The sequence below is a fragment of the Stenotrophobium rhamnosiphilum genome (assembly GCF_003052265.1).
Taxonomy (GTDB): Bacteria; Pseudomonadota; Gammaproteobacteria; order Nevskiales; family Nevskiaceae; genus Stenotrophobium; species Stenotrophobium rhamnosiphilum.
The window spans coordinates 415227-438874 of sequence record NZ_QANS01000002.1 but is presented as its reverse complement, the minus strand read 5'-3'; the positions used below and the strand labels follow the sequence as shown (position 1 = coordinate 438874).

Here is a 23648-nt window from a genome sequence, read left to right as displayed (position 1 = left end):
CTTTTATTGAAAAGCTCAATTGCTTCGTGGGCTATGCCCACTTTATGCCAAGACTTGCCTCTCGCCCCATCAATTTCATCGCTCCAGAGCGGCTATTGATTTAAAGGCAGCCTTTACATTTCTCTAGTGCCCCATAAATCATGGCGAAATAAAATGCCGCATAGCTAACTAGTTGCTCCCTTTCTCCGTGATGTTTGCCAACGTGCATTCCGTCACAAGGCCACCAGAAGCCTCAGTTGGTCGACTTACTACATCAACAAGAAGCCGTCCACCATTGCCGTCATATAGATCGTAGTAAACAACGAACCATTCGTTTTCATATTTCCACAGATCACCAATCTCTCCTTTCCGATACTTCTGCGAGATCACGCGCTGATTCAAATCAGCCACCATAAATTCAACTTGGTTGTAACCCGGCTTGTTTTCATTCTCGGGATGAATATTTTCAAGTCTGTAAATGGTCTCAGACTCGCCGCGCCCATCGATATTTATTTCTGCGCGATAAAGTCGAAGTACTCCTGATTTCAGAAGTTCCTTAGCGCGCTTCTCATATTGAGGTCTGTTGTCCTCTCTATATTTCTGGGAAAACATTGAAAGCTGAACTTCAATAATCAAATCCAAATTCGCGGCAGGATCCATTTGGTGCCAATCCGGCTCATGAATAACCATATTCTCCGGATCTAACTTGCGGTGGTTGTACTGCGCAGACTCGTCACAGAATTTATTGAGGTTTGCTAGTGCTGCTTTACAAACGGGATTATCCCCACCCTTTACAGTGGGCCAGTTTGGCCTCAGCTGTACATAACAGAGAGATTTTTTTGAATGGAAACTTCCATTAGTGTCATCAATGCCTTTGGCCGACGCAAAAGTCACGCAAAGACTTGCGGTTACTATCATTGCCATCTTTAACGTCCAATCACATACGTTTTTGAACGTCATTGCATTTCCTTAACGAGACTGGCACTTGATGTGCCAAGTCGAGGTTTCTCTATCAAAAATATGACGGCCGCTTCGCAAGATTGAAATAGAACTGTGTGCCAGTAACGGCCGTTCGGATAAAGGCGGCGCTGATTCATTGGGTTTTGTCAGGCGTCTCTTCAGGCCGGAAGGCAAGCTTTCCCGCTTCTGCGAAAAGTAGCGTGACGGGGACGTTTGTTTGCGAAACCTGCGGCCCTTGTGGCGCCAATGCAACCCAACTGCTCAGCATGTCCTTGCCGCCACGCATATTCTGAAATAGAGATTGAAAAAATCTACTAAATGCCGCGCCATTACGATCAATGGTGAAAACGAGATTTGCAGTTCTGGGTCCAGCAAGATTGACGGCTTTCCTAATGAAATCGGCTGGATTTGGAGACGCAAGAATCACCATTGATGCGGTTGTTTCTTTGGCGAGTTGCCTTACGTTTTTGAAGCTATTATTTTTGAATAATCCGTCTGCGTCGAGCTCTGCATAAATGAAGAGAATTTCTGATTTAGGAACTTCATTGCGGGCAAGTGCCGTACGTAGGAAAATTCGAGACATTGCTGTCGCATCCTCGAAAAGCATCCGGTCCAATTGTGTCCCAGCCAAATTGATAAAGCCGACTGTTAGGGGAATTTTCCCTTCAGTTATCTCTCCGTTCTTCTGAATCTCAGATACCTTCTTAACGGTTGTCAAAGTGTCATTAATTGCGCTCGCTCGCTCATGATCTTTGAAGACAAGGTTATCAATGAATGCGCCCAATATGGCCATAGCCATGGCTGCCAATGGCATGGAGAGCGGGATATTTCTCCACCCGCGAATGGCTATTATCACAACGCATATTGAGAGAAGAGCGTAGGAAAAAAGTAGTAACATTTTTCTGATCAATCTGAGTCTGCGTCCCCGCTCCATCTTGCGAAGAGACCGCTCAACCCTTTTTCCGAAGTCTGGGGTATTTTTGGTGGCTATGGCTAAAAGTTCACGATTAACCATTTGGTAATTTTTGCGAACTTCTTTGCTTACTTGACGCAAGGATGAGGATGTCGGGACAAGTCTTGCATTCTTTTCTAGAATTTCGTTTTGGTCGTCGTCCCCGCTGAGTTTTGAAACTAATAGCCAAAAGACAAATCCGATAGCAGCACCACTGAGTGCGCCAAGAAAGACTGGCTCAACACCGGACCCTGTAGTGTTTACCAAGAGAAGTGTGCCTGGAAACGCTCCTACAATAGCGCCCATGATTGAGCAGGCTCGCGCGTTGATGGCATTTCGCCATATAAGCAACAAAAGTGCAGGAGGGCCCAATAAGACTATAAAAACTTGGGTAACGACCACGAAGATGAGCAACGTCATCCAGGAGCCACTCGCCGCCGATATGATTGCAACAGGCAGGGCGCATATTAAGCCCGCGATGACCAATACATGTAAAAGGGAAAAGAATGAGGGTCTGCTCATGAGGTCCAACTACACTTGGACCTAATCGCGGGAATTAATTGCTTTACTTCGGCGGTTTTACTCAGCGGCATCATTTGCAAGGCCCTGATTTTTTATGGTTGTGCTGGAACTATCGCCGGATTAGACCGCAAATTCAATGTCCGCTTCCAGCGGCCGAATCGTCATGGTCGACGGACTGCAAAGGGCTGAAGGCAGACATTGCTGGACAAGCAGGGAGCCGCTACACGCCTAGTCTTGCGTCCACTTGAAAGTGCTGGCCCCAATCGCCAGAAACACAACAGCCATCGCACTAAGGATCGCGAGCTGCGGTGCGATCTGCATGAAGCCTGCACCATCCAGCATCACGGCGCGTGCGGCTTCGAGCATGTGAGTTAGCGGGAAGATTTTGGCCGCGGCTTGCAAGATCTGCGGCGAACCGTCCATTGAGAAGAACACGCCAGATACGACCATCATTGGTGATGAGATCAGGTTGAGCAGGCCGCCTGCGAGTTCTTCACTGGTGACGCGTGCAGAAACGGTGAGGCCCATCGCGATCATGGAGATGGCGCCGATTAGCGCGACCAAGAACAGATTCAAGTAAGAGCCTTCCATGCGAAAGTGCAGGAACAGATTGGTGCCTGTAAATACAACGACTGTGATGAGCATGATCAAGGCGAGGCGTGAGATCAGCTGGGCGGTGATGAATTCAATCGCGCGCAGCGGTGTGGCGTTGAGGCGTTTGAGATAGCCGGACTTGCGGTAACGGACGATGACGTAGCCGATGCCGAACAGGCAGGAGAACATGATGTTCATGCCGAGTACGCCGGGAACAACCCAGTCGACATAGCGAATCTGTGCGCCGCTGGCGATCTCGCGTTCTAACTTGGGGCCGGCTGTACCAGCCAATACGCGCTCTAACGTTGTGCCTTTCGGCGATTGATCGTTGACCCAGTATTTGCCCGGAGTCGTGCGCAGATCGATCAGCATGTCGATGCGATGGCGCTGCACTTTTGGCAAGGCTTCTTCAACGCTGGTTTCAGCGTAGAACTGCACATGTGGTGTGGCGAGAAAGGGATGTAGCTTGGCATCCAGTGCTGCGCCTGCTGGCGCAATCACTGCGGCTTTGAATAGCGGTTGGCCTGGGCCGGAAAAAATCAGCGCCATGCCAGCGACCATCACCAGTGGGAAAATCAGATTCCAACCGAGTGCGGAGGTGTCACGCAGGAATTCCAGCGAGCGTGCGAGTGTCATTGCCCATAAACGTTTCATGAGCGCATCTCTCGGCCGGTGAGTCGGATAAATAAATCTTCCAGTGTGCGCGGTCGAATCTTGAGATGAGTCAGTGACACGCCAGCATCGAGTAACTTGCGCACGGAGTCATTCACATCGGCTGTCATCAGTTCTGCCGCTTCGCGGCGGACTGTGAAGCCCAGTGCGGAAGCCTGTCCATTCAGTTCAGCGGAAGGAATTTCTAGCACGCTGTCATTGAAATGCTCAGCCAGCAAACGATTCGGTGTGCCGCGCGCAATGATGTGGCCGTGGTCCATGATCGCGATTTCATCGCATAGCAGGTAAGCCTCTTCCATGTAGTGCGTCGTCAGCACAATCGTTTTGCCGCGTGCTTTGATCGACTGTACGAGTTCCCAAAAATTGCGACGGGCTTGAGGATCAAGGCCGGTCGTGGGCTCATCGAGAAATAACAGATCAGGATCATTGACCAGTGCGATTGCGAGAAGCAGTCGTTGGCGCTGACCACCTGAGAGCTTGCGACTGTCGCGATCCATGAACTCGCCGAGATGGCAGGTCTCGACTAACTCTTCAATGCTCGGGCCTTGCTCATACAGCGAATGAAAGAAGCGTAGGTTTTCTTTTACAGTGAGGAAATCTTGCAGCGCCGTCGTTTGAAACTGGATGCCGACACGTTCGCGATAACGCGGACCAATAGGCTCGCCACGAAACAGAATTTCACCTGAGCTGGGTTTGAGAATGCCTTCGAGCATTTCAACCGTAGTGCTCTTGCCCGCGCCGTTGGGGCCGAGCAAACCAAAGCAACTACCTTCGGCCACCTCAAAGCTCACGCCATTAACGGCCTGAACTTTGGGGAAGTGTTTTTTGAGATTACGGACGGTGAGGATGTCTGGCATATCGCATTGTAACTGGCTGCCGGGACGAAGCCTCAACCTAGAGTCGTAGGGCGGGAGCATCCCGCCTTCCGCGAAAGGCGGGATGCTCCCGCCCTACATTTACTTGGCTTTTACTCGCGAGGTAAACGCACACCAATCTCGCGCAACTCGCCGCCTTCCATCCTGCGAACCACAAGTTCGATGTGGCCAAGGCGCAGGCGATCGCCCACTACTGGACGTGGCAGGAATTTGAGAACGAGTTGGCCCACATTGAACTCGGCCGTGCTTTCTGGAAGCTTGACGCCATAACTCTCGGCCAGATCTTTTGCTGCGGCTTCGAGTGAGATTTCGAACTCACCAAAGAATTGGCGACTGGCAGCAGCATCAGCGCGTTGGCGCTTGGCTTTGAAGACGGTGTCGAGACGTTCCAGATCAGTTTCAGCAACGAGCAGCGAGACAAAGTCGCCCGCTTGCAGCACGCCCCATTCGCGATACGACAGCAAGTGGCCACTGCGAGTAACGGCGATGATGCGCGAGTGATCGCGGATCGGTAGCTCTTTCGGGCGACGGCCAATATGCGAACTGTCGACGGGCAGTTTGTAGCTGACAATTTCGTAACCGCTCTGACCCGGTAGATCGACTTCCAAACGCTTGACGCGTGCGCCGGTGCGCGGGATGTATAGCTTCAACATTTGCGCAGCGAGCGGCACGCTCCAGCCTTGCAACAGTAGCGATACCAATACGATGAAGAAGGCGATGTTGAAGATCAGCCCGGCGTTTTCGATGCCGGCGATCCACGGGAATGTGGCCAATACAATTGGCACAGAACCACGCAATCCCACCCACGAGATAAAGGCTTGCTCGCGCCAAGGGAAACGAAATGGCAGCAGGCTGATCACAACGGCAAGTGGTCGCGCGGCGAGGATCAGAACCAGACCAATTAAAAGTGCTGGCAGTGCAATGGTTAACAACTTGTGAGGGCTCACAAGCAGACCCAGGATCAAGAACATGCCGATTTGCGCCATCCACGCGATGCCATCGTGGAAGCGACGAATACTGGCGAGTGCACGCACTTTACGGTTGCCAACGAGAAGGCCAGCGAGATATACCGCCAAAAATCCGCTGCCGCCTAAGAGCGCGGTGAGACCAAACAGCAAGAAGCAGCTGAACAGTGCAAACACTGGATACAGCGATTCATTGAGTTGCAGACGATTGAGTGCACGCGCCAGTAACCAGCCGCCCGCCAGACCGAGCACGCCGCCAATGCCCATGTGCTCAACCAACAAAAACAGAAATTGCTGTGCGGTGAAAGTGTCTGGCGATTGCAGATAAGCGATAACGCCGAGCGTGAGGAACACGGCCATCGGATCATTGGTGCCAGATTCAATCTCAAGCACCGACGTGACGCGCGAATTGAGCGAGACCGTGCGATTGCTGAGCAGTGAGAACACTGCAGCTGCGTCTGTCGAGCTGACAATTGCGCCAAGCAACATGCCTTGTGCCAGTGGCAAATCCAGCACGACGCTGCTGAGCCAGCCGACCACCAACATCGTGATGAGTACGCCAACCGTGGCAAGACTCAGCGCGGGGCCGAGCCCCACGCGGAAAGTTTTGAAAGATGTGCGCATGCCGCCGTCGAACAAAATTACTGCAAGGGCGGCAGTACCGGCGAGATTGGTGAGTCTGAAATCAGCAAAGTGAATATTGCCGGGGCCATCTTCGCCCGCGATCATGCCGATGATGATAAACACGAACAGCAGCGGTACGCCCAACCGTGGGGTAATCACGGTCGCGAGGATGCTGACCAGAAATAACAGGCCAGCGGCAAACAGTATTTGGTTTACAAAATCCATCATTTGGTGGCGTCGAACTACATCATCTAAAGCATGAATTGTTCCAACTTTAGGAGTTGGTTCGCAATTTCTCTCAAAGCTCCCCTGAGATTTCAAACACAGTGTAAGTCGCCGTTAGGTTTTACGGCATTTTTTTATGAATAAAGCGGCTTTGGCCCAAAAAAAACGCCACTGAGTGCCGAGGGCAGACTCAGTGGCGCGGGGTACGCCTTAACTGTTGTTGTGGTTTAGCCGGGACGCTCAGCCGGTTCACGCTCTCTGCGCTCAGGTGCCGGACGTTGCGGTTGTGGCGCTGGCCGATTCTGAGTCTGTCCGCGGTTTTCAAAAGCGGGGCGTTGGAACGGACTCGTTCTTTGCTCGGCACCACGCTGCGGCTGCTCGCGCGGCGTTGGCTGAGGAATGTTGAGTAGTTCCCGTCGCTGCGTGTTTTCTGCGCCGCCTCGGTTACCAAAATGTCTCTGTTGCTCCTGCCGCTGCTCGGGTTGTTGCTGAACCGGAGGTGGAGTCGGGGCGTTGTTGTTGGAGTCCGAGTCACGGCGGGTATGGTTGTTCCAGCGCGAACCTTCATCACGACGCTCGTTCACTTGCGGCTGCTCAGGCGCTGGAGCTGGTTTGGCCATGTAGACGGTGTTGTCGCCGCGATCTTGTCGATCATCATTGCGCTGCTCGCTGCGATTCCAGCGCGAGTCATTCTCGCGACGTTGAGGTGTTTCTTGTTGCGCTGGCTGAGTCGTAGCACCTTGTTGTTGCGTGCGTGGTGATTCATCACCGCGCTTATTGCCCCAAGGCGAGAAGCGTGAGGACGGCATTCTCTCGATACGGCCATCGCCATCATTACGCTGCGCATCGCGATTCCAACGTGGATCATCCTCGCGACGATTGTTGTCATTGCGTTCTGCAGGGCGGTTATTCGTCACGTTATTGCGACGATCATTGTCGCGATCTGCTGGCGTTACGCGTCCTAAACCCAATGACGGTTGTGAGTGCTGCGGGTTATTACGCGCGCCTAAAGATGATTGCGGCGGTTTGCGGAATGAAACCGGTGGACGCGTGAATTCTTGCGAAGGCGGACGCGCTGATCCGGAAGATGCACGCAGGCCTAGCGCTGGGCGACCGGAAGGCAGGTCATTGCGCTGTGCTGAAGGTGCACGCTCCCATTGCTTCTGATCAACACGCACTTGTGCGCCACTGACAGGGCGTCCATGCGAGAAGGTATCGCGTGTCACAACCGTAGTACCGCCACGCACAGATTGATTCATGTAGCGCGTGTTGTTAGCACGACCACCGCGATAATCGTTATAAACATTGGTCACTTGCACGTGATTAATGTTGGTGACGTTGCGGATGTTGACGTTGGAGAAGTAGCGCTGGCTGCCGCGATACCAAGGCACGTAAACATCGCGCGGGCCCAGTGGTACCCAAGCAATCGGTCGGCCAGCTGTCACTGAAACACCCCAGCCATTGCCGCCGACAAAAGCGACGGTTGCCGGGCAATACACCGGGCGTACATGTCGTGGGCCTGGTACCCAACCCCAACGGTTGCTGACGTTTACCCAGCGACCGTAATGGAATGGTGCAAAGCCCCACGATGCGTCGTCGATCCAAGTCCAACCCCAAGGCGCAACATAGGCCCAATGACCGTAGCGATACGGCGCCCAATCGACCGCCACCGCGCTCGGGTACCAAACGTTGCCGTACTCGGTCACCGTGGTCCAAGTACCGTTGCTGGCGAGATCGTTGTAGCCGACAACATCAGGCGATACATAAGTCGTGTTAGCGGCGACGTTGCTTGCGCGCGAATCGCGATCATTGCACCAGAGATCAAAGGTATCGGCGGCGGCAAGTGGCATGCCTGCGATGTTGTTTAATTCGGAATCAGTAAAGCGCCAAGCTTGGCGTCCGCTAATCGGATAACTCGTGCCGCGTTCGCCGTACACCGTACCTGCGCCGTTTTGCAGAATCGAAACGGTGGTGGAACTGCCGTCATCGGCCACAACAATTTTGTAAGTGCCCGGCTGCGTAATCACAAAGGCGACAGTCGGTGTGTCGACTTCGTTGTTCTGGCCTTCGCGAATCGTATCGACGCGCCAGTTGAGCGTGCCGCGACTCAATTCAATCTGCGTGCCGCGATCGTCAAGGTTTAGAAAATTGAATCCGGTGTTGCTGGCGATACGCAGATCGCCGCCGTCGATATCCATTGCGGCGCGGCCGCCATCATTGGTGAGCAGACGGTCGCCGGTGGTGAGTGGGCGATTGATGCTGGCTTGATTCCAATCGTCATCACCAGCAGGAGCAAAGGTGACGTCGCCAGAGATCGCAGCCAAGCGCGCGATGCGGCTTGGCGGATCATCTTCATCTTGTGCTGAAGCGCCGCCGGTAATGAGTACCGTGATGGCGACCAGCGCATATCGCAAAAATGCAGTGCCGCGTTTGGCGGAGGAGAAGATGAGAGATTGCTGGCTGTCCATACGGGCTCGACTCTGGGTTCAGATACGGCGGTTTATGGAGGGTATGACAGCACTCTAGTCCTGAATCAAACCTGAATGTATTTACCAGTGTAAAGCTCTGTTAAAAGCCTAGCTTTTAAAGATCTAGGCCACCTTGGCCTGACGGTCTTGTTCGTTGAGGCTCTCGAGCAGGCGATCGGTGATCTGTCCCAAGAAAGCGGCGGCCTGTTCACGCTGCCCACGGCGCAGCGAATCCACCACGCCAGCACGCAATTCATTGAGGCCAGTAACAAAGCCAATTTTCTTGGCCATGATGCGCGAACGCACGCCCCAAGCCATCGATTCCCAAGCTTTCAGAAACAGGCGATTGCCCGACATCTCCACCAGCTTGCGATGAAAGCGCAGCACGTCGTCCATCAGATCATTGATGCAATCGCCACCGGCAAGGGTTAAGGCTTCAATGCGTTGAACCTGCTGATCCAGTTCGGTGAGATCTTTATCGTTGAAAAAGGGCGTTGATCTGATCGATGCTGTTTCCAGCAATCGGCGCAGCTCATAGGCTTCGCGCAATTCGCCGATATCAAGATGACGCACGCGTGTTCCGCGATAGCGTTCGGTTTCGACAAGGCCCAGCGCTTCTAGCTCGCGCAATGCTTCGCGCACCGGCGCTTGGCTCACGTTGAACTCACGCGCCAGAGCTAGCTCTTTGAGATGCGTGCCTTCTGGATATACGCCATCCAGAATTCGCGACACCAGCGTGTCGCGAATCGGATCTCGCATGCAGGTGCGGTTTAGTTTCATTTGCTAGCCCCACTTTTTTCGCCTTCAGCCTTCTCAGGCTTAGGCGCGATAGGGCGCACGGCATCGCCGGTGGCGATGGAATCCGGTGGGTTGATGACAAGGCTGTCTTTGGCGCTGACGCCGGTCAGCACTTCGACTTCTTTGCCGAAGTCACGGCCTAGCGTGACGGTTTTGAGCGCAACATGATTATTGGCATCGACGCTAGCCACCTGAATCGCGCTGCCACGGAATAGCAGTGTGTTGTCGGGAACGCGCAGAATCTTTTCATTGACGGGCAACTGAAAGTGAACTTCAACATAGGAGCCTGGCAGTAATATTTTCTTGCTGTTGTCGGCCAACAACTGAACCAACATCGTGCGCGTGGTGGGATCAATTGCATTCGCCGTGTGCAGCACTTTCGCCGGGAAGGTCTGGCCCGGGTGTTCTGCAAAACGCAGCTCGGCGTCCATGCCCGGCGTTACGCTGGCGGCATAACTCTGTGGTAACTGCACGTAGATGCGTAGCTGATGCGTATCAACCAAGTGAAATAACTCTTGCTGTCCGCTGACGCCCGGATTGATCAAGTCGCCCACATCAACATTGCGCGCGGTGATCACGCCATCAAACGGCGCAACGATATTTTTGAAACCTTGCAGCTGACGCAAGCGATTGAGATTGGCTTGAGAAGACGCTAGTGCCGCAGCCTTGGCTGCTGCATCGCCGCTCTTTTCATCCGCTTCTTGTGGCGAAACGGAATCGATCGCCAACAGCGCCTTCCACCGTTCTGCCGTGCTTTGAGCAAGCTGCTGATTGGCTTGTGCGCTGCCGAGGTCAGCGTGTGCTTGTGCAAGCTGCTGATCAACTTCTGGCGTATCAATCTCGGCGAGCACTTGGCCTGCTTTGACTGATGAACCGATATCAACTTTCCAGCGCTTCAGATAGCCACTGGTGCGTGCGTAGATCGGTGCATCAGACCAAGCTTGCACATCACCGGGCAGGGCGAGATCTTCCGCTGCGTCGTCGGTGCGTGGATGGGTCACGTTGACTGGAATCGTATTCTGTAACTGCGTCTGCTTTTCCAGTTTGTTCTGAGCACGAACGCGACCGATGATGCCCCAGGCTGCGACCAGCGCGACGATGATGCCGATGATGATGCCAATACGCGCAGCGCCCCATGAGCGATGTGGCAACTGCGGCGATGATGATTTGATGTCAGTCATAAAAACTCCGGGCACTACCGTGCGGTGCTGGCGCGACGGCCATGCACCATGCTGAAAATTGCAGGAACAAAAAAGAGTGTTGCGATGGTGGCAAAGAACAAGCCGCCGATAACGGCGCGGCCGAGCGGTGCGTTTTGCTCGCCGCCTTCACCAAAGCCCATCGCCATGGGCACCATGCCGATGATCATTGCCAGTGCGGTCATCAACACTGGGCGGAAGCGTGAGAAGCCTGCGTCGAGTGCGGCATCTAGTGCGCTGAGGCCTGCAGCAAAACGTTCGCGCGCAAAGCTCACCACCAAGATGCTGTTAGCTGTTGCAACACCCATACACATGATTGCGCCGGTGAGCGCGGGCACGCTGATGGTGGTGTGCGTGAGGAACAGCATCCAGACGATGCCCGACAATGCAGCAGGCAATGCCGAGATGATGATCAGCGGATCCACCCACGACTGGAAGTTGACCACGATTAGTAAGTAGATCAACACCACAGCGCCGAGCAAGCCAAGGAACAGGCCATTGAACGACGACGTCATCGTTTCTGCCTGACCGCGCAGAACAATCTTGGAACCCTTCGGCAGATCTTTTTCGGCGTCAGCAATGATCTTGCGAATCGCGCGCGTTACGGTGCCGAGATCAGTGTCTTGCACGGCACCATAGATATCGATGGTCGGGCGAGCGTTGTAGTGCGTGATCACTTGAGGACCGGCGCTGCGGCTAAAGCTGGCGACGTTGGCGAGCGTTTGCTGTTGTGAACCATTCACTGAAGAAGAGATCGGTGTTTGACTCAAAGATTGCAGCGAGTTCAAACGATGCTGTGGTGTTTGCACGGCAACGTTGTACTGCACGCCGCTCTTCGGGTCTGTCCAATAGCTTGGCGCAGTTTGGAAGCTGCCTGAAAGCGAGATCAGCATATTGGTTGCCACATCGTATTGCGTCAGACCCAGCTGCGCGGCGCGTGTGCGATCCACATCCACTTGAATCTGCGGATAGTCGAAGGTTTGCTGAATGCGAATGTCCGCAGCGCCCGGAATGTTGCGCAGCTTAGGCAGCAGCGTTTCTGCGAAAGCGCGATTGGCTTGCAGATTGCCGCCACTGATCTGGATATCCAAAGGTGAGGGCAGACCAAAGTTCAGAATCTGGCTGACGATGTCGGCAGGCAAGAATGAGAACGACACTGACGGGAATAAATCCGGCAGCTTCTCACGCAATTCACGAACGTAATCTTCGCTAGGTGCATGCCCTTTCTTGAGCGTGATCATGATGTCGGCATCGCCCGGCCCAATCGGAGCTGAAGTGCTGTAGGCCAAGTTGATACCGCTATTCGGCACGCCGATGTTATCGACGATGCTGTCGAGATCTTTCGCTGGAATGATCTTGCGGATCTGCGCGGCGATGTCATCGCACAGTGGAGCAGTGTCTTCGATACGTGTGCCGCTACGTGCGCGCACATGGAGTTTGATCTGACCGGCGTCAACCGACGGGAAGAAATCCTGACCGAGGAAAGGCGTAAGTCCATAGCTGGCTGCGCCGGCTGCCATGAATATCGCCGCAAAGATCACCGGCGTCTTCAGCAGATTGCCGAGCAGGTTGTGATAGCGCTCACGCACGACGGTGAAGCGTGATTCGAAGCCTGCCTGAAAGCGTGCGAAGAAGCCGCGCTTTTCATCGTGCCCGCCAGCTTTGTGCGGCTTCAGCCAGTACATGGCCAGCGTAGGAATCAAAGTTCGCGACAACAGATAAGACGCGAGCATTGCAAACACCACGGCTTCTGCCATCGGCACGAACAAATACTTAGCGATGCCGCCGAGGAAGAACATCGGGATGAACACGATACAAATACACAGTGTTGATACCAACGCGGGCATCGCAATTTGTTGAGCGCCGTCGAGAATCGCGCTCTCAACGTCTTTGCCTTGCTCCAAGTGCCAGTTGATGTTTTCAATCGCCACTGTTGCGTCGTCCACCAAAATACCGACGGCGAGTGCAAGGCCGCCCAGCGTCATGATGTTGATGGTTTCACCGAGTGCTGATAGACACAAAATCGAAGCCAATACCGAGAGTGGAATCGACACAGTGATGATCAAGGTGCTGCGCCATGAGCCGAGGAACAGCAGGATCATCAAGGCGGTCAGCGCTGCGGCGATGATGCCTTCGTGAATCACGCCGTTAACCGAGGCGCGAACAAAGATTGATTGATCGCCGATGGCGTCGATCTTGAGGCCGTCTGGTGCTTCAGCGCGCACATCAGGCATGCGTGACTTGATGTCATCTACAACTTTGAGTGTGGAAGCGCCGCCGGTTTTCAGCACGCTCATCAGAACCGAGCGATGGCCATCGACACGCACGATATTGGTTTGCGGTGAAGATCCATCACGCACGTGCGCAACATCGCGCACATAAATCATCGTGCCGTTTTTATCGGCGCGAATTGGGATGTCGTTAAGGCCTTCGATCTTTAGCGGTGCAGCGTTGAGTTTGACGAAGTATTCAAAGTCACCAATTTTCTGCGTGCCTGAAGGCAAAATCAGATTTTGTGCGCCGATGGCGGTGGTGACGTCTGCGCCGGTTAAACCTTTCGCGCGCAAGGCAACGGGATCGAGATCAACCAAGACCTGACGAATCGCGCCACCGTAAGGGAAGGGCATCGACGCGCCCGCGACCGTCGATAACTGCGTGCGCATAAAGCTGTTGGAGAAGTCGAAGATTTCCGCTTCCGACATCTTCGAGCTGGTCAGCGACAGCTGCAAAATCGGGACGCTTGATGCGTCGAACGCCAGAATGAATGGTGGCGAGATGCCCGGCGGCATCTGCTTCAGCAATGTTTGCGAGATCGAGTTGATCTGCGAGATCGCCAAGTCTTGATTGACGTTGGGCTGGAAAAAATACTTCACCACGCCGGTGCCGTTGAGCGACAGCGATTCGGTGTGCTCAATATCGTTAACGGTGGTGGAGGCGATGCGCTCGCTTAAGCCCACGATGCGGTTCGCCATGTCTTCTGGCGGCAGGCCGGTGTAGCGCCAGATCACGGCGACGACTGGAATGCGGATCGCCGGGAAGATATCAATCGGAGTGCGAATGATCGTAAAGACGCCGAGCATGACGATCAGCAGCGACATCACGATAAAGGTGTAAGGCCGTTGCAGCGCTACTCTGACTATCCACATACCCATCTCCCGACCGATCTAAGCAAAAGCCGGGATGCGCTCGGCATTTCGGCCGGCACATTATGGATTATCGATAATATTTATCAAGCTGAATTTTCCGGCTTTACATTGCTTAGCAGGAAAATTCAGGAGAGACGACCTCGCTTGGAGGTCGTTAGGTACTGTTTATAAAGTGATTTACAAGCATCGGCGGGGCGAATCTAGCGTCTGGAAAGCTTTGCGCGGGGACGCAAACGTCCCCACAAAAGGCCGGCCAAACCCATCAGGAAGAGCCCTAAAAGTCCCGAACCCGACATGGCGCCGCCACCACTTCCACTGCGGCCGCCGCCGGAACGGATCTCGGTATCGGTGCATCCGGCCCGGATATCTTCACAAGCATGGTTGTCGCCACCGCGATCAGGGAAGCTGCGCGCCGAGCGATAGTAGAAGCTCATTTTGTTGCGGCCTTGCGCGCCGTCGTCGTCGAGCAGACGCGCATCGGCGGTTTTGTAGCCGACTTCATTCGAATGCTTGAGCCAGCGATCAAACCAAGCCAGCGAGTAATGCTGCGCCATCGGATTGCCCCAACCGCCGACGCAGCGATTGTTCTCAACCATCGGGCACCAGCTGGTGGCGGGGAAGCCGGGAATTTGTGACCACTCAAAGTGAGTGCCGCCTTGAATGGTGAACTGAAACACTGGCACGCCCGCTTTCTTCCACGCAGCGTAGGCAGTTTTCTTGCCTTCAGGATCCGGTGATTCTGTATTGGGAACTGGCGCCAAACCATAGTCAGCGGTTTGTCCCATCGATGGAACGCGGATGCCGAATTTAGGGCTATCGCCATCAGATGGCGCGCTCAGTGCATCCCATGCCACAGCGACTTTGACCGGATTGCTGTTGTCCATTTTGCCTGGCCAAGGATCTGCGCCCGGAGCGCCATAGCCTTGCACGATTGAAGCGCCACGTGCGCCCAGCGAATGTCCGGCGATGCCGAGACGATTCATATCGATGCGATCAATGATTGGATTGAAGGCGGCGACCGGTGTTGGGTAGGTGCCTGCGCAAGTGATGTTGTGTGGATACGGCGCAACAGAACTGGAGCGGAAGAAATCGATCGCGTTGACGAAGCCGGTCCAGAAAACGCTGGAGTCGACATTGCTGCCTTGGCCGCCAGTCGGTGTTTGTTGATCCGAGCGACCTTGGCCGCGTGGATCAAATGTCATTACCGCATAACCATTGCGCACGAGTAATTGCGCCATCCACCAATACAAAGGTTCCGGCGCTTGCACCGAACCATTTTCAATCACGATTGCCGGTAACTTTGAGCCCGCCTTCGAACCTCTGGGTGCCCACACGCGACCTGAAAGACGCGCGCAACCATCGTCATAAAAAACGACCGGAATCACATCGGCTTCGTTGGTATAAAAACTGTCAGTACCGGGGTAACGGAAGGGATCGCCAGAGCAGGGGCCAACCCAACTGGTGCAAAGCGGTGTGAGCGGCGTGTTGAGCGGAAGTGCGAGGGCATTCGCTGGGTTAGCTTGAATTTGAGTGATGGCGTTCTGCACCACCAGTGCCGCTGCTGCTGGTGTTGTGGCCGCAGCGATGAGCGCGTTGGTGATTGGTGTTGAAGCGAGTAACCAACTCGGATCAGCAAGCCCGCGCAGTGTGTAGCTCAGCGCGTTGTTGACGGACTGCTGCGCCCAAGGCACAGCGAAAGCAGGGTTCGTCACTTCTTCCACAGGCGCTTGCAGCACCATCGCGTAGTTTGTCGCTTCGCGTTGCAGCCATTCTGGTGATGGATACACCGGGCCTTCTGGAATGGCACGGGCAAGGCTGGGCACAAGCAATAAAGCCAGTAGTACAACTTTTCTCATTTTTCTCTCCCCGCATTCAGCGCGAATTGGCCATTTATAAGGGCTCTTAAACGCCACCCTTTTGTGGACGTTTTTATTGCGCTGCTTAAATAATTTTTTAATTAAACGTTAAGCATCAACTTGAGCTGGCACAGCCTGGTTGGATTCCATAGGCGTGCGAACCTGTTCGATTAATTCTTCGCGGCGGTAAATGCCCAGCTTCTTATAGATACGCGAAGCGTGATTGGCGACCGTCGACACTGCGATGCCATATTGGCGCGCGACTGTTTTGAAGGTTTTGCCGCTACCCAATGCGCGCGCGATTTCGCGCTCACGAGGTGACAGCCCATCCAAAGGCAAGCTGCGACGCAGATGCAGAATGTACAAAGGGCCATCGCGGGTCACGCGGAAATGCAGCGGCCCACTCATGAAGGAACCATTGTTTTCCAGCGCATCGCGCGGCAGTGCGCAGGGCAGCATCGTGAAATGACTGTTGCCGTAGTTTTCTGCGAGCAAGTTCATGAAGCGTTGCGATGCGGCGTAGATCGCGCCATGTTCATCGACCATTGCAGCTGCACCACGATTGGGTCGGCCTAGGTTATGCAGCCATTCATCGCGCTGGATGAAATGGCGCAGCGCCAATGTACTGGCTTCAACCATGTGGCTTAAAGCGCGGTTGATTGCGGCGCTATCTTTCAACTGATTGCCAGCCGTAAATCTCAACAAAATCGTGCTGACCAATTCAGCGCCACCGCGGTGTGAATAATGAACCGCATAACCGCTTTGCGGCTGAGCAATATTCGTGTCGAGCAATTTTGTCGGTAGTTCATCCATGCTCAAGTGGCGATTGCCTTTGGGCATCGGTAGGCCGAGCAGCTGTTTGTTGCTCATGCCGGTGGGCTTGGGATATTCGGTAAAGCTGCCGCTTAAGGCGGTGCTGGAATAGCTATGCCAAGACACACTGACAGCGCCTGTCCATTCGCACAGGATCTGTAATGCATGCGGTCGGAAGTTCTGCCAGTCATCTTCGATGGCAGCGGTGTAAAGAGACTGGATGACGCGATCGAGGTCAGCCATACGCAATCCTTGCTTGTTTTAATTAGACGGGACGGTTGTAGATATACCATAGCCGGCACGATTTAACCGATACCTAATCGATACTTCCTATAGATAAGAGTTCAAAAGGCGTGACAGGGCGGGCATCGCGGCCAAAACCTCTCGCTGAGCATCACCGCGCATGCGGGTATAGGTCGATTTGACGGTGGCGCTGTCACTTTGGCCCGCACGCTGGTCGGCGACCTTGAGCAAAGCATCGGTCGCCCCTTGAGCGTTTTTTTGCATAAACGCGTCAAAGTCGGATTGGCGCGAGCGCTGAAACTCCTGATAAAGCGGGTCCAAAGCGCTGATGAACTCGGGCAGCAATTTGGCGGTGGCGCGTTCGAGAATCCCGGGCTTGGCGCGTTTGAGCATCGATAAGCCGGTTTTGAGGGCCATGCCTTTAAGGCCGCTACGGCTGGCAATGTGTGACTCAATCAATTCAACGCAATCGGCAACCAGCGCCTTTTTGTGTTGTGATGCCAATAGAATATCCGCCAATCCCTTCATTAAATCTTTCCCATGGCTGTCGACAAAGACGATAAAAACAACGGTTCGAAGGGTAGCATTTCATCGCTTAAAACCAAGCCCTTGGAACGCAATATTGCCTTGGCCCGGCTTGGCATGGGTGCGGGCGCCAAGATTGCGGCGCATTCGATTGCCAATATTTTCCGCGGCGAAAATCGCCGAACACAGGCTGATCGTGATTTCTACGAGCGCCAGGCCCGCATCCTTGCCGACGAACTCGGCAAACTCAAAGGCAGCGTGATGAAAGCGGGGCAGATGCTCTCGCTTTATGGCCAGTATTTTCTGCCGGAAGAAGCCGTCGCTGTGTTGTCGCAGCTACAAGACAACACGCCCGCCGTGCATTGGAAAGTGGTGGCACCAGTCCTGCAGAAATCTTTGGGTCGCGCGCGATTGGCGGAACTCGATATTGATGAAACGCCGATAGCGGCTGCCTCGCTGGGGCAAGCACACAAGGCGCGTCGCAAGAAAGATGGTCTGGAACTGTGCGTCAAGATTCAGTATCCGGGCGTAGCCAGCGCGATTGAAAGTGACATCAAGACTTTGTCGCGTTTGTTGATGATGACGAGGTTAACGCCGAAGGAATTAGATCTGGCCCCCGTGTTTGCCGAAGTGCGCGAGATGTTGCTGCGCGAGGTGGATTACAAAAGCGAACGTCGCTTCACTGAGAGTTTTGCCGAGAAGCTTAAAGGCGATTCGCGTTTTGCCGTTCCGCAAGTGATTCCCGAATACTGCAGCGACATGGTGTTGACCACCACGTTTGAAGAAGGCGTGAGCGTGCGTGATAGCTCTGTGCAAGGGCTGTCGCAAGAGCGTCGCAACAAATTGTCTTGGGCATTTCTTGAATTATTCCTGATCGAATTTTTCCAGTGGGGCATGGTGCAGTCCGATCCACACTTTGGAAATTACCGCATACGCCCAGACGGCAAAGGCGGCGATCAGATTGTGCTGCTCGATTTCGGCGCTACGCGTGTTTATCAGCGCTCATTCATTAACAACTATGCCGGCATTGTTAGCGGCGCTATGGCACATGATCGTGAACGCATCATTAAAGGTGCACATGAAATTGGTTTGATGAAAGCTGGATTTCCACAGTCAGTGCTGGATGCCTTTTCGCAGATGTGCGAACTGATTGTTGAGCCGTTTGATTTGCACGAGCAGGGGCGCACGCCGCGTTGGTTGTTAAATGCTCAAGGCGAATACCGCTGGCATGACAGTGATCTGCCGATGCGTGCGGGCAAAGTCGCCGCGACGAACGCTTTATCGGTGTATTTTCGCGTGCCGCCGCGCGAAATCGTGTTCCTGCATCGCCGTTTAGCGGGTGTTTTCATCATGCTGGCGACATTAGGCGCAGAATTGAATTCGCACGATCTACTATTGCGCTATTTGTCACCTTCCGCACAGACAGACGGGTAGTGTATTGATCAAAATTTTATGGTGCAGTGCGATAGAAATATATTGTGGCTATGCGGTTGGCAGTACTAGCATTATTCGATAGCATCCTGCATTCGCAGTAGTGTGCAGGCAACGACGCAACTTATAGCTGCGCGAGATTTATTCCCGAGGAGAAGTTCGTATGATGAAGAAGATAGCTACGCTCGCTGGCGTGCTGGCTCTGAGCCTTGTCGCTCAGCAGGCAGGCGCTAAAGTTGCTGCTGATGAAGCAGCTAAACTTGGCAAGGATCTGACTCCTGTCGGCGCTGAAAAAGCTGCCAATAAGGAAGGCACTATCCCCGCTTGGACCCCACTGGGCCAGCAGGGTGCACTGAAAGGCGATTGGCCAAAGAACGCTGAGTTCGATGCTGAAAAGCCGCTGTACACGATCACCAAAGCAAACATGGCGCAGTACGCGTCCAAGTTGTCAGACGGCCATCGCAAGCTGCTGTCGACTTTCCCTAGCTACAAGATGAACGTTTATCCGTCGCACCGTCCTGTAACTTTCCCAGAGCCTATCCTCAAGGCAACGGCTGAGAATGCAGTCAACGCCGTGTTGAACGGCACCGACGATCCTGTTGGCGCCAAGCTCGGCTTCCCGTTCCCAATTCCTAAGAATGGTGCGGAACCGATCTGGAACCACAAGCTCAAGTGGCGCGGTGAAGTCGGTACTCGCTACAACAACCAGATGATCGTGCAGCCGGATGGCAGCTTCCAGCCAACCAAGATCATTGAAGACGTGCAGTTTGATTACGCCAGCATCAAGAACCCACAGGTTCTGGACGCAGGCCACAAACAGTTCCTGCGTTATCTGTCGCGCACGGTTGCTCCGCCACGTTTGGCTGGTACGTTCATTCTCGTTATTGAAAAAGCTTCAACCGGTAACGAAGGCCGCGCTGCTTGGCTCTACTCGCCAGGCCTCAAGCGTATCCGTCGCGCTCCATCGGTTTGCTGCGACAACCCGTACGAAGGTACGGACGGCAACCAGTTCTATGATCAGGTCGACATGTTCAACGGCGCTCTGGATCGTTACAACTGGAAGTTGGTTGGCAAGAAGGAAATGATCATTCCTTACAACTCCAACAAAATCGCTGGCAACACCGTCAAGTACAAAGACCTCGCTCGTCCTAAGCACTTGAACCAAGATCTGCCACGTTATGAACTGCACCGCGTTTGGACTGTTGAAGCAACGCTGAAGGCCGGCACCAGCCACACCTTTAAGAAGCGCGTTCTGCAGCTCGACGAAGACAGCTGGAACATCGTTATGGCTGACAACTACGACAACCGCGATCAGCTCTTCCAGTTCCAGGAAGGTCACCTGATCTATGCACGTGGTCTGCAGGCAACTTCGACGGTTCCTGAAATCATTTATCACTTCAACTCGGGCCGTTACTTCGTAACCGCAGCATTTAATGAAGATGCGCCAATCGACAGTACGGTTAAGTACAGCGATGACCACTTCACCGCTGCTGCTGTGCAGAAGATGACCACGAAGTAAGCGTTTAAATTTACCGTTGTCACTAGGGCCGCTGGAAGTTAATCTTCCAGCGGCCTTATGTTTTAGTGCAGCCCGCAACGAACAAAAATACAGGGGAGAATTTATGGCAACGAAATTTGAAGATCGGCATGTGCTGAACAAGCCTGCTGACACAGTGATCAAGATGTATAGCGATCAGGCGTTTTTTGAGCGCAAGTACAAGGCGCTTGAAGGTTGGGATATCGAAGTGCTGAGCTGTCAGAAAACGGCGAAGCAGTTCAGCATCACCTGCAAGTACTCGATGAAATCGAGCAACCCTGATATTCCTGCATTCGCGCAGAAGATCATGGGCACCACCGTTAACATCACGCAGACCGATGTTTGGGACATTGCCAAGAAGACGGGTCGCCTTGAAGTTGAAATCAAAGGCACGCCAGTAAAAATCACAGCGGATATGGCACTGAAAGATGAAGGTAAGGGTGCCGTCAATGTTCTGAAGTGGAATATCAGCTGCAGCATTCCACTGATCGGCGGCAAGATCGAAGCGTTGATTGTGAAAGACATCAACTCCAAATCGGCAAACGACGTGGCTGCTTCAAACAAGATTCTCGCGGATTACTAAATCCGGTGAGACTAAAACCCACGCATCAACAGATGCGTGGGTTTTTTTATGTACAGAAGCTAGCTAGCCTTCGCGCTCGCGTGTGTTCTTGAGCTTGTAAACCAGCTCGAGTGCTTCGCGCGGAGACAGCGCATCGGGATCGAGTCCATCGAGCAGCTTGAGTGCAGCTGAAGGCGGCGCTTCAAACAAAGACATCTGCGGTATTGGTGCGGCAGTAGCAGGCGCAGCGGCTGCAGGTGCGGCGCGATTTTCCAACTGCTGCAAATAAACTCGCGCGTTGCGAATGACGGCTTGCGGCACTCCGGCAAGGCTGGCGACTTGCAAGCCGTAGCTGCGATTCGCCGGGCCCGGTTTGACGTGGTGCAGAAACACCAATCGATCACCTTTATCAGATGAATATTCCGCAGCGTCGAGATGTACGTTGGCAACATTCGCCAAAGAATCTGCGAGCGCGGTCAGTTCAAAATAATGCGTGGCGAAAAGCGTGAATGCGCGCGTCGTCGCAGACAGATGCTCTGCGCAAGCACGTGCTAGCGAGAGGCCATCGTAAGTCGATGTGCCGCGACCAATTTCATCCATCAACACCAAGCTTTGCTCGGTAGCGTTGTGAAGGATATTGGCGGTCTCGCTCATTTCCACCATGAAGGTGGATTGGCCGGTGGCTAAATCATCGGATGCGCCGATGCGGGTGAAGATGCGATCAATCGGCCCAATGCGTGCGGACTCCGCCGGTACGAAACAGCCGGCGTGTGCGAGCAAGACGATCAAGGCGGTCTGACGCATGAAGGTTGATTTACCGCCCATGTTTGGGCCAGTGATGATCAATAAACGCGTGCCATCGTCTAGCGATAAATCGTTGGGAACGAATGGCCCCGTCAAAGTTTGTTCGACGACCGGGTGACGGCCTGCGCGAATCTCAACGCAAGCGGTATCGACAAGTTCAGGCCGCGTCAGATTCAGCGACTGCGCACGCTCTGCGTAATTAGCCAGTACATCAAGTTCTGCAATCGCTGCGGCGCTGGCCTGTAGTGGCTGTAGATGTCGAGCGAGGCGATCCAACAAGGCTTCGTAAAGTTCTTTCTCGCGCGCCAAGGCGCGATCACGTGCGGACAGCACTTGGTCTTCGAACTTCTTCAGTTCTTCAGTGATGTAACGTTCGGCATTGGTCAGCGTTTGGCGGCGCGTGAAATCAGCAGGCACCTTGGCGACGTGTAGCTTGCTCACTTCAAGGTAATAACCGTGCACGCGGTTGTAGCCGACCTTCATTGAGTCGATGCCACTGCGTGCGCGTTCGCGCGTTTCCAAATCCAACAGATAACCGTCAGCGTTCTCGGACAGGCGACGCAACTCATCGAGCGTGTTGTCATAGCCGGTGCGGAACACGCCACCGTCTTTAACCAGCATCGGTGGACTGTCGGCGAGGCAAGTTTGAAGCGAGGCGGCAAGTTCGCGATGTTCGCCGAGTCGTTGAGCCAGTGTCAGTACGAGTGATGCTTCAATGCCAGCGACTGAGGCCTGAATACCGGGCAGCGCATTAAGGCTCTGGCTCAGGCCAACAAGATCACGCGGACGTGCGCTGCGCAGCGCCACGCGCGCGAGGATGCGTTCCATGTCGGCGATATCTTTGAGTGCATCGCGCAGTGTTTTATAGCCGCCGTTGTCGAGCAGGCTGGTAATGGCTTGGTAACGTGCATCCAATGCCAGCTTCTGACGCAGTGGACGCGTCATCCAGCGGTGTAGGGCGCGTGAGCCCATGTGGGTGATGCAGCGATCAATCACGCTCAGCAATGTGAAGTCATGCGAGCCGGAGATAGAGCGATCAATTTCCAGATTGCGGCGCGTCGATGCATCAAGAATCAAGGTCTCGTCAGGATTCTCGCTACGCAGGCCAGTGAGATGCGGCAGTGCAGATTTCTGCGTCTCCTGAACGTATTGCAGCAGCGCGCCTGCAGCGCCAATTGCAGCGCCCATGTCTTCGCAACCGAAGCCGCGTAGGTCTTTGGTTTGGAATTGTTCGGTGAGCAAGCGATAAGCCGAGGCTTGATCAAAATGCCAAACCGGACGCGAGCGTGGCGTTGAGCCCGGCAGTTCCGGCATCGCGCCATCGGGTGCTAGTAGCTCGCTAGGACGCAGGCGTTGCAACTCTGCGATCAGGTCAGCAAGGCGTGTGGTTTCCAGAACGGAAAAACGTCCTGAGGAAAGTTCTAGCCATGCCAAACCAAAACGATCGCGCGTGGTGCTGACTGCGGCGAGCAAGTTCTGTGAGCGTGGATCGAGCAAAGCTTCTTCAGTTGCAGTGCCCGGCGTGATGATGCGCACGACTTCGCGACGCACGGGGCCTTTGTCGACGCCGACTTCGCCCACTTGTTCGGCAATCGCGACTGATTCACCGGCCTTAATCAGGCGCGCGAGATATTGCTCAATCGCGTGATACGGCACGCCCGCCATGATGATCGGCGAGCCAGCGGATTCGCCACGCTGCGTCAGCGTGATGTTGAGCAGGCGCACGGCTTTGCGAGCGTCGTCGTAGAACAACTCGTAAAAGTCGCCCATGCGGAACAGCACCAGCGCGTCTGGATGCTGCGCCTTGATGCCTAAGTACTGCTGCATCAGCGGTGTGTGGTCGGCAAAAGGCGCGGCAGTCATGGGCAAGCGAGAGGAATGAGGGTGGACTTAGGCTG

At 54.2% G+C, this 23648-nt stretch carries 16 protein-coding genes; 3 read left to right on the top strand and 13 right to left on the bottom strand.

The genetic code is table 11. From position 1 onward, the window contains the following. Positions 1 to 168: 168 nt before the first annotated feature. The 12 genes from CJD38_RS05955 to CJD38_RS05895 form a co-directional block, all read right to left on the bottom strand. A complete protein-coding gene (locus CJD38_RS05955; protein WP_107939391.1) occupies positions 169 to 939 on the bottom strand; it encodes a hypothetical protein in 771 nt (256 codons plus the stop codon). A gap of 133 nt (positions 940 to 1072) precedes the next feature. Next, the gene (locus CJD38_RS05950) at positions 1073 to 2311 is read right to left on the bottom strand and encodes a hypothetical protein (RefSeq protein WP_146165933.1); all 1239 of its coding nucleotides are present in this window, start codon (positions 2309 to 2311) and stop codon (positions 1073 to 1075) included. A gap of 330 nt (positions 2312 to 2641) precedes the next feature. Further along, positions 2642 to 3661 (bottom strand): ABC transporter permease, encoded by a 1020-nt coding sequence (locus CJD38_RS05940; RefSeq protein ID WP_107939388.1) that lies wholly within the window; start codon positions 3659 to 3661, stop codon positions 2642 to 2644. Continuing rightward, a complete protein-coding gene (locus CJD38_RS05935; RefSeq protein WP_107939387.1) occupies positions 3658 to 4536 on the bottom strand; it encodes an ABC transporter ATP-binding protein in 879 nt (292 codons plus the stop codon). Before CJD38_RS05935 ends, CJD38_RS05940 begins: the two co-directional genes overlap by 4 nt. Positions 4537 to 4646: 110 nt before the next feature. Continuing rightward, positions 4647 to 6371, bottom strand: a complete 1725-nt coding sequence (locus CJD38_RS05930) for a potassium/proton antiporter (RefSeq protein ID WP_240783540.1) — start codon at positions 6369 to 6371, stop codon at positions 4647 to 4649. A 224-nt stretch (positions 6372 to 6595) separates the two neighbouring features. Beyond that, the gene (locus CJD38_RS05925) at positions 6596 to 8836 is read right to left on the bottom strand and encodes a DUF6600 domain-containing protein (RefSeq protein ID WP_107939386.1); all 2241 of its coding nucleotides are present in this window, start codon (positions 8834 to 8836) and stop codon (positions 6596 to 6598) included. A 123-nt stretch (positions 8837 to 8959) separates the two neighbouring features. Continuing rightward, entirely contained in the window at positions 8960 to 9616 is a 657-nt protein-coding gene (locus tag CJD38_RS05920; protein WP_107939385.1) for a GntR family transcriptional regulator, read from the bottom strand. Then, positions 9613 to 10815, bottom strand: a complete 1203-nt coding sequence (locus CJD38_RS05915; RefSeq protein WP_107939384.1) for an efflux RND transporter periplasmic adaptor subunit — start codon at positions 10813 to 10815, stop codon at positions 9613 to 9615. The genes CJD38_RS05920 and CJD38_RS05915 overlap by 4 nt, the downstream gene beginning before the upstream one ends. Positions 10816 to 10829: 14 nt before the next feature. Beyond that, complete coding sequence (locus CJD38_RS05910) at positions 10830 to 13979, bottom strand: efflux RND transporter permease subunit (protein ID WP_107939719.1); 3150 nt, start codon at positions 13977 to 13979, stop codon at positions 10830 to 10832. Positions 13980 to 14179: 200 nt separating this feature from the next. Next, positions 14180 to 15835, bottom strand: a complete 1656-nt coding sequence (locus tag CJD38_RS05905; protein WP_107939383.1) for an alpha/beta hydrolase family protein — start codon at positions 15833 to 15835, stop codon at positions 14180 to 14182. A gap of 108 nt (positions 15836 to 15943) precedes the next feature. Continuing rightward, positions 15944 to 16891, bottom strand: a complete 948-nt coding sequence (locus CJD38_RS05900; RefSeq protein WP_107939382.1) for a helix-turn-helix transcriptional regulator — start codon at positions 16889 to 16891, stop codon at positions 15944 to 15946. A gap of 87 nt (positions 16892 to 16978) precedes the next feature. Next, a complete protein-coding gene (locus CJD38_RS05895; protein ID WP_107939381.1) occupies positions 16979 to 17419 on the bottom strand; it encodes a DUF6918 family protein in 441 nt (146 codons plus the stop codon). A gap of 12 nt (positions 17420 to 17431) precedes the next feature. Here CJD38_RS05895 and CJD38_RS05890 point away from each other — a divergent pair, with 12 nt between their 5' ends. From CJD38_RS05890 to CJD38_RS05880, 3 genes are all read left to right on the top strand, one after another. Continuing rightward, positions 17432 to 18850 carry an ABC1 kinase family protein gene (locus tag CJD38_RS05890; protein WP_107939380.1) on the top strand — a complete coding sequence of 473 codons (1419 nt, stop codon included), beginning with the start codon at positions 17432 to 17434 and terminating at the stop codon, positions 18848 to 18850. Between the two features lie 160 nt (positions 18851 to 19010). After that, positions 19011 to 20366, top strand: a complete 1356-nt coding sequence (locus CJD38_RS05885) for a DUF1329 domain-containing protein (RefSeq protein ID WP_107939379.1) — start codon at positions 19011 to 19013, stop codon at positions 20364 to 20366. Between the two features lie 103 nt (positions 20367 to 20469). After that, positions 20470 to 20967 (top strand): DUF2505 domain-containing protein, encoded by a 498-nt coding sequence (locus CJD38_RS05880; protein ID WP_107939378.1) that lies wholly within the window; start codon positions 20470 to 20472, stop codon positions 20965 to 20967. A gap of 63 nt (positions 20968 to 21030) precedes the next feature. On the opposite strand, the gene mutS is transcribed toward CJD38_RS05880, so the two are convergent. Next, complete coding sequence (mutS, locus tag CJD38_RS05875; RefSeq protein WP_107939377.1) at positions 21031 to 23613, bottom strand: DNA mismatch repair protein MutS; 2583 nt, start codon at positions 23611 to 23613, stop codon at positions 21031 to 21033. Between the last annotated feature and the right edge of the window lie 35 nt (positions 23614 to 23648).

What these genes read in the sequence shown, in the direction of transcription:
- CJD38_RS05900 (WP_107939382.1), bottom strand. Translation starts at nt 16,891, where the DNA reads ATGGCTGACCTCGATCGCGTCATCCAGTCTCTTTACACCGCTGCCATC.
- CJD38_RS05895 (WP_107939381.1), bottom strand. Translation starts at nt 17,419, where the DNA reads ATGAAGGGATTGGCGGATATTCTATTGGCATCACAACACAAAAAGGCG.
- CJD38_RS05950 (WP_146165933.1), bottom strand. Translation starts at nt 2,311, where the DNA reads ATGACGTTGCTCATCTTCGTGGTCGTTACCCAAGTTTTTATAGTCTTA.
- CJD38_RS05930 (WP_240783540.1), bottom strand. Translation starts at nt 6,371, where the DNA reads ATGATGGATTTTGTAAACCAAATACTGTTTGCCGCTGGCCTGTTATTT.
- CJD38_RS05955 (WP_107939391.1), bottom strand. Translation starts at nt 939, where the DNA reads ATGACGTTCAAAAACGTATGTGATTGGACGTTAAAGATGGCAATGATA.
- CJD38_RS05880 (WP_107939378.1), top strand. Translation starts at nt 20,470, where the DNA reads ATGGCAACGAAATTTGAAGATCGGCATGTGCTGAACAAGCCTGCTGAC.
- CJD38_RS05940 (WP_107939388.1), bottom strand. Translation starts at nt 3,661, where the DNA reads ATGAAACGTTTATGGGCAATGACACTCGCACGCTCGCTGGAATTCCTG.
- CJD38_RS05920 (WP_107939385.1), bottom strand. Translation starts at nt 9,616, where the DNA reads ATGAAACTAAACCGCACCTGCATGCGAGATCCGATTCGCGACACGCTG.
- CJD38_RS05925 (WP_107939386.1), bottom strand. Translation starts at nt 8,836, where the DNA reads ATGGACAGCCAGCAATCTCTCATCTTCTCCTCCGCCAAACGCGGCACT.
- CJD38_RS05935 (WP_107939387.1), bottom strand. Translation starts at nt 4,536, where the DNA reads ATGCCAGACATCCTCACCGTCCGTAATCTCAAAAAACACTTCCCCAAA.
- CJD38_RS05915 (WP_107939384.1), bottom strand. Translation starts at nt 10,815, where the DNA reads ATGACTGACATCAAATCATCATCGCCGCAGTTGCCACATCGCTCATGG.
- CJD38_RS05890 (WP_107939380.1), top strand. Translation starts at nt 17,432, where the DNA reads ATGGCTGTCGACAAAGACGATAAAAACAACGGTTCGAAGGGTAGCATT.
- CJD38_RS05910 (WP_107939719.1), bottom strand. Translation starts at nt 13,979, where the DNA reads ATGTGGATAGTCAGAGTAGCGCTGCAACGGCCTTACACCTTTATCGTG.
- CJD38_RS05885 (WP_107939379.1), top strand. Translation starts at nt 19,011, where the DNA reads ATGATGAAGAAGATAGCTACGCTCGCTGGCGTGCTGGCTCTGAGCCTT.
- mutS (WP_107939377.1), bottom strand. Translation starts at nt 23,613, where the DNA reads ATGACTGCCGCGCCTTTTGCCGACCACACACCGCTGATGCAGCAGTAC.
- CJD38_RS05905 (WP_107939383.1), bottom strand. Translation starts at nt 15,835, where the DNA reads ATGAGAAAAGTTGTACTACTGGCTTTATTGCTTGTGCCCAGCCTTGCC.